General features: G+C 71.1%; 7 protein-coding genes. 2 read left to right on the top strand and 5 right to left on the bottom strand.

Annotation, left to right across the window (positions count from 1 at the left end; translation table 11 throughout):
- Positions 1–444: 444 nt before the first annotated feature.
- Together GH736_RS14405 and GH736_RS14400 are read right to left on the bottom strand one after the other, a co-directional pair.
- Complete coding sequence (locus GH736_RS14405) at positions 445–993, bottom strand: PH domain-containing protein (protein WP_235934244.1); 549 nt, start codon at positions 991–993, stop codon at positions 445–447.
- 19 nt (positions 994–1,012) lie between these two features.
- The gene (locus GH736_RS14400) at positions 1,013–1,858 is read right to left on the bottom strand and encodes a biotin--[acetyl-CoA-carboxylase] ligase (protein WP_159604495.1); all 846 of its coding nucleotides are present in this window, start codon (positions 1,856–1,858) and stop codon (positions 1,013–1,015) included.
- Between the two features lie 110 nt (positions 1,859–1,968).
- On the opposite strand from GH736_RS14400, the gene GH736_RS14395 reads away from it, so the two are divergent.
- Both GH736_RS14395 and GH736_RS14390 read left to right on the top strand, forming a co-directional pair.
- Positions 1,969–3,567, top strand: coding sequence for an acyl-CoA carboxylase subunit beta (locus tag GH736_RS14395; RefSeq protein WP_407922350.1), 1,599 nt, complete (start codon positions 1,969–1,971; stop codon positions 3,565–3,567).
- Positions 3,568–3,575: 8 nt separating this feature from the next.
- Positions 3,576–3,854: an acyl-CoA carboxylase epsilon subunit gene (locus tag GH736_RS14390; RefSeq protein WP_159604491.1), complete on the top strand. Its 279-nt coding sequence runs from the start codon at positions 3,576–3,578 to the stop codon at positions 3,852–3,854.
- Between the two features lie 337 nt (positions 3,855–4,191).
- Here the strand turns inward: GH736_RS14390 and GH736_RS14385 are convergent, their stop codons facing one another.
- The 3 genes from GH736_RS14385 to GH736_RS14375 all read right to left on the bottom strand — a co-directional run.
- On the bottom strand, positions 4,192–5,217 hold the full coding sequence (locus GH736_RS14385) for a hypothetical protein (protein WP_159604489.1): 1,026 nt from the start codon (positions 5,215–5,217) through the stop codon (positions 4,192–4,194).
- Complete coding sequence (locus tag GH736_RS14380) at positions 5,214–6,452, bottom strand: sensor histidine kinase (protein ID WP_159604487.1); 1,239 nt, start codon at positions 6,450–6,452, stop codon at positions 5,214–5,216. Before GH736_RS14380 ends, GH736_RS14385 begins: the two co-directional genes overlap by 4 nt.
- Positions 6,439–6,942: LuxR C-terminal-related transcriptional regulator (locus tag GH736_RS14375; protein ID WP_159604485.1), on the bottom strand; the 504-nt coding region annotated here is incomplete at its 5' end. The genes GH736_RS14375 and GH736_RS14380, both read right to left, overlap by 14 nt.

Genomic DNA, 6,942 nt, shown 5'->3' with positions numbered 1-6,942 from the left:
CGCGGCCGGACTCGCCGGGCGCCGACGAGCTGCTCGTCCGACTGGTGTGAGCGGCCCGATAGCCTTGATCGGGTGACCGCCGACTCCGCCGAAGACCTCGATCTCGCCCTCGAATGTCACCGCTCTCATCGCGCCCCCGAAGGGCGCCCGGTCATCCGGGCACCACGACCCGATCGCCGGGGCGCAATTCGGCGTCGTATCGTGGAAGACGGGAAATCCGACGCCGCGAGGGACGAGCTGTTCTTCATCTGCACGGGAAGCAGATGGCGCAGAGGCCGTCATCGAAACCGTGGATGCATTCGTCGGCCAAGTGGAACCCTTCATCATGCGGCTCGCGCTCGGGGGCGCACGAGACCACCTGTCTACGTTACGTCCTTCCGGCGTCCGCCGCCGCACCACGTGGAAAGAACGGCGCCATCGGGCGATCGACGCGCCGCGACGGATTCAGCGTCCGCCCCACGCGATGGTGTCGCCGTCGGCGATGGACTGATCCGCGCGGCGCCGGTCGGCCACGTGGGATCGCGCCTCGTCCATGAGCTCCTGCAGGGCGGCCTGCACCTGGAACGGCTTCGGCACGTCGGCGATCACGAACGGGTGCTCATGCCCGGTGTTGATGCGCACGTCGCCCGACCCGAAGGCGCTCTGCCCCCAGGTGCGGCGCACGACCACGTCGTACCCGCGACTGTGCAGCAGCTCCCGCCGCACGCGGGCGAAGAGCCCGCTGCGCGCGATGATGCGCCGGGTGGTGATCGTGGTCCGCCGAGCGAGCCACGCGAGGAACGGCAGGACGCATCCGAGCACCACGACGAGCATGCCCACGCCGACGACCGCGAGCTGCTGCCAGAACTCGGGCAGCACCAGGACCGCGTACGTGCCGACGCCGGCGACCAGGACGAGCAGTGCTGCGGGCACGATGAGCACCCGCGCGTGGCGCCGGAGCCGCGCGACCACCCGCTCGGCCGGCAAGGCCGGCGGAACGGCAGGCTGAGGCACGGCTGGGCTCATACGCCCATTAATACCGCAGGTGCGTGACGTCACCGGCGGCGACAGCCTGCGGCTCCCCATTCCCGTCGCGCACGACCAACCGGCCGTCGCGGTCGAGCCCTTCGGCGGTGCCGAGGAGCTCGCGTCCGCCGGGCAGCTCGACGCGCACCTCCGAGCCGAGGGTGCCGCAGAGGCCGCTGACGCGGTCGGCGATGCCGCTCGACACGGCATCCGCACCGTGCTCGGCGAAGGCGCGCACGAGGCCGAGGAAGGAGCCGAGGTAGTCGGCGAGCACCCGGTCGGCGTGCGGCGGCACCCCGGTCACGAGCTGGAGGGACGTGGAGGTGAGCGTAGGCAGGTCGTGCTCGTCGAGGGTGAGGTTGAGGCCGGCGCCCACGATCACCGTACGCGACTCGGGCAGCAGTTCCGACAGGATGCCGCAGACCTTGTAGTCCGACACGAGCACGTCGTTCGGCCACTTGAGCGCCACGTCGACACCGCCGCTGCGATCGTCCTCATCGGTGTCGAGCACCGCGGATGCCGCGGCGTCGACCTCGTGGCGCACCGCCTCCGTCATGGCGGCGCCGGCGATGAGCGGGATCCAGCCGTACGCGTCGGCGGGGAACTCCGCGCCGCCCGGCAGCACGGGACGAAGGAGCACCGAGATGGCGAGCGTCTTGCCCGTCGGGGCGAGCCAGGTGCGACCGAGCCGGCCCCGTCCGCGAGTCTGGTCGTCGGTGACGATCACCGATCCGTGCGGCCAGGCAGCGGCTTCCGGGCCGGCCGCGACCGCACGGAGGTCGTCGTTGGTGGAACCGGTCGACGCGAGGAACTCGAGGCGCGGCACCGCCGCGCGGCTGAGCGGAAGATCCATGCCGACAGTCTCCCAGTTCCGCGCGTGACGGGAATGCACCACGTCACCGGGCGGATTTGTAGGAAACCATCAACGAAGTCGGCTGGATGCTCGCCGGTAGAGTGAACGGCGTGACCGAATCGACTGACGGCCCAGACCTCTCCACGACCGCCGGCAAGCTCGCCGACCTCAAGCGCCGGTACCACGAAGCGGTGACCGCGTCGGGTGAGTCCGCGATCGAGAAGCAGCACGCCAAGGGCAAGATGACGGCGCGGGAACGCATCGCCGAGCTGCTCGATCCCGGGTCCTTCGTCGAGCTCGACGAGTTCGTGCGGCACCGCACCCACGCGTTCGGCATGGAGGCCAAGCGGCCCTACGGCGATGCCGTCGTCACCGGCACCGGCACCATCCACGGCCGCCAGGTCGCGGTGTATTCGCAGGACTTCACCATCTTCGGCGGGTCGCTCGGCGAAGTGGCCGGCGAGAAGATCATCAAGGTCATGGAGCTCGCACTCAAGACCGGCGTGCCGATCATCGGCATCCTCGACTCCGGCGGTGCGCGCATCCAGGAGGGTGTGGTGGCCCTGGGCAAGTACGGCGAGATCTTCCGTCGGAACACCGCGGCATCCGGGGTCATCCCGCAGATCTCGATCGTCTGCGGCCCGGCCGCCGGTGGCGCCGTCTACTCGCCCGCGCTCACCGACTTCGTGATCATGGTCGACAAGACCAGCCAGATGTTCGTGACCGGCCCCGACGTCATCAAGACCGTCACCGGCGAGGACGTCGGCATGGAGGAGCTCGGCGGCGCGCTGACCCACAACACCGTCTCGGGAGTGGCGCACTACCTCGCGAGCGACGAGTCCGACGCGCTCGACTACGCACGCACGCTGATCTCGTTCCTCCCCGACAACAACATGTCGGATGCACCCGTCTACGACGCCGAGCCCGAGCTCGAGATCACCGACGACGACCGTCGCCTGAACACCGTCATCCCCGATTCCCCCAACCAGCCGTACGACATGCACGCCGTCATCGAGGGCATCGTCGACCACGGCGACTTCCTCGAGGTGCAGCCGCTGTTCGCACCGAACATCGTGATCGGCTTCGCCCGCATCGAGGGTCGCTCGGTCGGGATCATCGCGAACCAGCCGAGCCAGATGGCCGGCACGCTGAACATCGCCGCCGGCGAGAAGGCGTCCCGCTTCGTGCGGTTCTGCGATGCGTTCTCGATTCCCATCCTCACGCTCGTCGACGTGCCCGGCTACCTGCCCGGCACCGACCAGGAGTGGACGGGCGTCATCCGCCGCGGCGCGAAGCTGCTCTACGCCTACGCCGAGGCGACCGTGCCGCTCGTGACGGTCATCACGCGCAAGGCGTACGGCGGCGCCTACATCGTCATGGGCTCCAAACAGCTCGGCGCCGACATCAACCTGGCGTGGCCGACGGCCGAGATCGCCGTCATGGGTGGCCAGGGCGCCGTGAACATCCTCTACCGCGGCGAGATCAAGCGCGCCGAGGAGGCCGGCGAGGATGTCGCGGCCGTGCGCACCAAGCTCGCGAACGAGTACACGTACAACGTCGCCTCGCCGTTCCTCGCCGCCGAGCGCGGCGAGCTCGACGGCGTGATCGAGCCCGCGGCGACCCGTGTCGCCGTCGTGAAGGCGCTCAGGGCGCTCCGCACCAAGCGCGCGAGCCTGCCGCCGAAGAAGCACGGGAACATCCCGCTGTAGGGGGCGCCATGACCGACGACACCACGCCCGGCAACCCCGGCACGAGCCGCCCATCCGGCGACGCGGTCGCGGACGACCGCGTCGATGCCATCCGATTCGTCACCCGTCGCGTGAGCGACGAGGAGACCGCCGCGGTGACCGCGGTGCTCCTCGCCGCGCTCGACGAGGCTGCGGGCACCGCGGCGATCGCCGATGAGCCGCGCCGCGACCCCTGGGTCCGCAGCGGAAACGCCCTCCGCACCTCGATCGAGGTCGGCAGGGGCGCCTGGTCGCGTTCCACGCGCTGACGCTCCGCGTGTCCCCCGTTCGGCGCCTGCCGATGGGGCACCGGGAGCCCACCGCCCCCGTATTACTGGGGTGGTGCGGAACAGCCGGTTCGGCCTGTCCCCCGAATGCCTCGTTTGTCCCCCCAAATGCTGACTTTGCGATACCTCGGTTCTGGTCCAGTATGGGTCTTGCAGGCTCCGTGATGGAGTCGCCACCGTCACCGGTCGGGTAACCGGTGACCGTTGGGGGCGAGTCAGGGCGATATTCGGGTTGTCGCCGTGGCTCGGGCTTGATGGGGGGTCGATCTCAGATCGGCCCCCCACCTTCATGTCCGGGGGCGTTGATGGCGGCTGCGCCTCACGCCCGGGACACCTCGCTCCGCGGGATCTCCATCCAGAACTCGACCTCGAGATCGTCCGTGTTCTGCGCCGGCGCCGCGCCGTCGAGCGGTTCCCTGAGACCCACCACCGTCACCGCGACCGGAGAGCCCTCCGCCGCGGTGCGGGCGATGATGCGGTCGGCGTTCGAACGCGCCACCGCCTCCGCCAGGCGCGACAGCACGCGGTCGCGTGAGGGCTCGTCGAGGTCGTCGATGCCGCCCTCGTCGAGCAGCGTCACGGTGATGCCGCGCTCGCGTGCCCGCTGCACCTCGGTGCGGACCGCGTCGGTCAGCAGCATCCGCCCGCGGATCTCGTCGCGGATGGCCGCCTCGAGCATGCGGCATTCGCGCCGCTGCGCCTCGGTCAGCGTGCCGCCGACGTCGGCGATGCGGCGGAGCATCGGCGCCGCGATGCGATTCGTCTGGGCCAGCCGCATCCGGCCCTCGAAGAGGTGCGCGTCCTGGGCCGCCTGCCACGCCGCCGCCTCGCGCTCGGCCTGGGCGTATCGCCGGGTCTCGCGTGCCGCGGTCGTGAGCGCGGTCGTCAGCATGTGGGCGATGGCCACCCACACCATGCTGCCGATCACGCCCAAGGTGCCGAGCGCGATCGGCCCGGCCCAGATGACGGTCTGCACCGCGAGCACGATGACGCCGGTCCAGGCGGCCACGAGCTGGCGCCTCGCCGCCGCGATGGTCATCAACGTGCCGACCGCCGCGACGTACCAGGTCGCGTACCCGTTCGGGGCATCGGGATCGAGCTGGCTCGTCACGAGGAGGGGCATCACGATGCTCACGGCGAGGTCGAACGCCGCGAGCCAGTCGGGCATGCGCATGCGCTTCGCGGGCCAGAGGCTCGCGGCCGTCGCGACCGAGTAGAGCACGAGCGCGACGATCGTGGGCAGCGGCGAGCGCGGGATGTTCAGCGAGTAGACGCCGAGCACGACGTGGTAGATCGAGAAGAGGGCTCCGAGCGCGAGGAGGAGCCAGCGGGGCACGGTGATCATGCGTCGCCCCCCGCCGCTCCGGCGGGCCACGCGATGGTGACCGTCGTGCCATGGTGCGCCGCGGACGCGATGTCGGCGCTGCCGCCCGCGTTCGCCATCCGCTCCTCGATCGACACCCGGAGCCCGAGCCGTTCGTCGGGCACGCTCGACCGCTCGAAGCCCGCGCCGTTGTCGGCGATCTCGATCACGCACCCGCCGGCCCGGACACCGCGGATGCGGAGCTCCCGCCGGGTGGCGCGACCGGGTTCGTCGGCGTGCTGCATGCTGTTCACCATGGCCTGCACCGACGCGGTGTACAGCGCCTCGACCGCCTCGACCGGGAGCTCGACCCCGCCCGCGTTCACGACTCGCACGGTGAACGGCGCCGAGAAGGTCGTGAGGGCCGCCCGCAACCGTCGCACGAGCACCGGCAGTCCCACGTTCTCGAGGGCCCGCGGGCCCGAGGCGCCGGCCTCGTCGAGCCGGTTGATCGCGTCCCGCGCCATGCGCGCGGCGAGGGCCTGCTCCTCGGGGGACGTGGCCGCGGCCGCCGAGAGCAGGGTCGTCAGCACGCTGTCGTGCACGAGTGCGTCGACCTTGACCCGCTCGTTCTCGGTGGCGTGCTGGCGTGCGGCCAGGTCGTACCGCTGCAGTGCGCCCTCCTGTGCGGTGTCGACCGCCTCAGCAGCCTGGCGCAGCATGGTGATGATGACGAGGACGGCGACGCCGAGGATCACGGCGTACATCGCGTCGAGCACTGCCAGGAGGCCGTTGACCTGGCCGCCGGCCGGGAACAGCCGGATGATTCCGTAGACGATCGGGATGGCGATCGTGTATGCGGTCGCGCCCGGAACGGGGAGGGCGATGACGGCGGCGGCCGTGGCGACGGTGCAGATGTAGTACAGCCACGGCGTCTGGCCGGCGAGCGCGGCGGGGTCGACGACGAGCAGCGGCCACACGAGCAGCGCGAGCGCGTAGAGGCCCGCGAGTACGAGGGCCGCGCCGCGCACGGCCACCTTCGCGATGCTCGCGACGGCGAGGGCCGCCATGGTGCCGTACAGCACCGCCATGAGTGCGGCGCCCGCTCCGGGGATCAGCGCTGCGGACTGGGCGAGTGCGAGCGGCAGCGTCTGCGCGCCGAACACGAGCCCGAAGAGACCCAGCGCACGCCCGGAGACGGTCTCGACCTGCGCACGCGTGACCGCGGTCCTGCGGCGCGTGGCGAGTCGCGCGACCCGCCATTCAACGGCGGCCATCCCCGCCTTCGCCGTCGAGTCCGGGGAGGATGCCGTCTTCCACGGCACGCCGCAGGAGGTCGCCCTTGGTGGGCGCGGGTCGGCCCACCTCGACGTACTTGGCCCGGATCCGGTCGAGGTACTCCCTTGCCGTCGAGTGGGCGATGCCGAGCTGCATCGCGACGAGCTTCAGCGGCAGTCCCGACGCGTAGAGGTGGAGCACGTCGCGCTCGCGACGCCCGAGCTGCGCCTTGGCGAAGTCGCGGTCGGCCTCGATCGCGCTCGCCCACTCGACGTTGTTGAGCACCTCGCCGTTGGCGACGGTGGCGATCGCGCCGATGACCATCGACATCGGCGAGGCCTTCGGGATGACGCCCGCCGCGCCGGCGGCGAGCGCCTCGCGCACGGCGGCGACGCGGTCGGCGATGCTGTGCACGAGCACGGCGCTGCCGGTGTCGCGCACGGCGTGCACGTTGCGGGTCACGGAGGAGCCGTCGCCGAGCGAGAGGTC

Origin of the sequence: Agromyces humi, assembly GCF_009720255.1 — a bacterium.
Classification (GTDB): Bacteria; Actinomycetota; Actinomycetes; order Actinomycetales; family Microbacteriaceae; genus Agromyces; species Agromyces humi.
The sequence above is the reverse complement of the archived record's forward strand: the minus strand, read 5'-3'. Positions and strand labels throughout refer to the sequence as shown.

Excerpts from the sequence above, each read along its gene's own strand:
- GH736_RS14390 (WP_159604491.1), top strand. The coding sequence starts at position 3,576 with ATGACCGACGACACCACGCCCGGCAACCCCGGCACGAGCCGCCCATCC.
- GH736_RS14380 (WP_159604487.1), bottom strand. The coding sequence starts at position 6,452 with ATGGCCGCCGTTGAATGGCGGGTCGCGCGACTCGCCACGCGCCGCAGG.
- GH736_RS14400 (WP_159604495.1), bottom strand. The coding sequence starts at position 1,858 with ATGGATCTTCCGCTCAGCCGCGCGGCGGTGCCGCGCCTCGAGTTCCTC.
- GH736_RS14385 (WP_159604489.1), bottom strand. The coding sequence starts at position 5,217 with ATGATCACCGTGCCCCGCTGGCTCCTCCTCGCGCTCGGAGCCCTCTTC.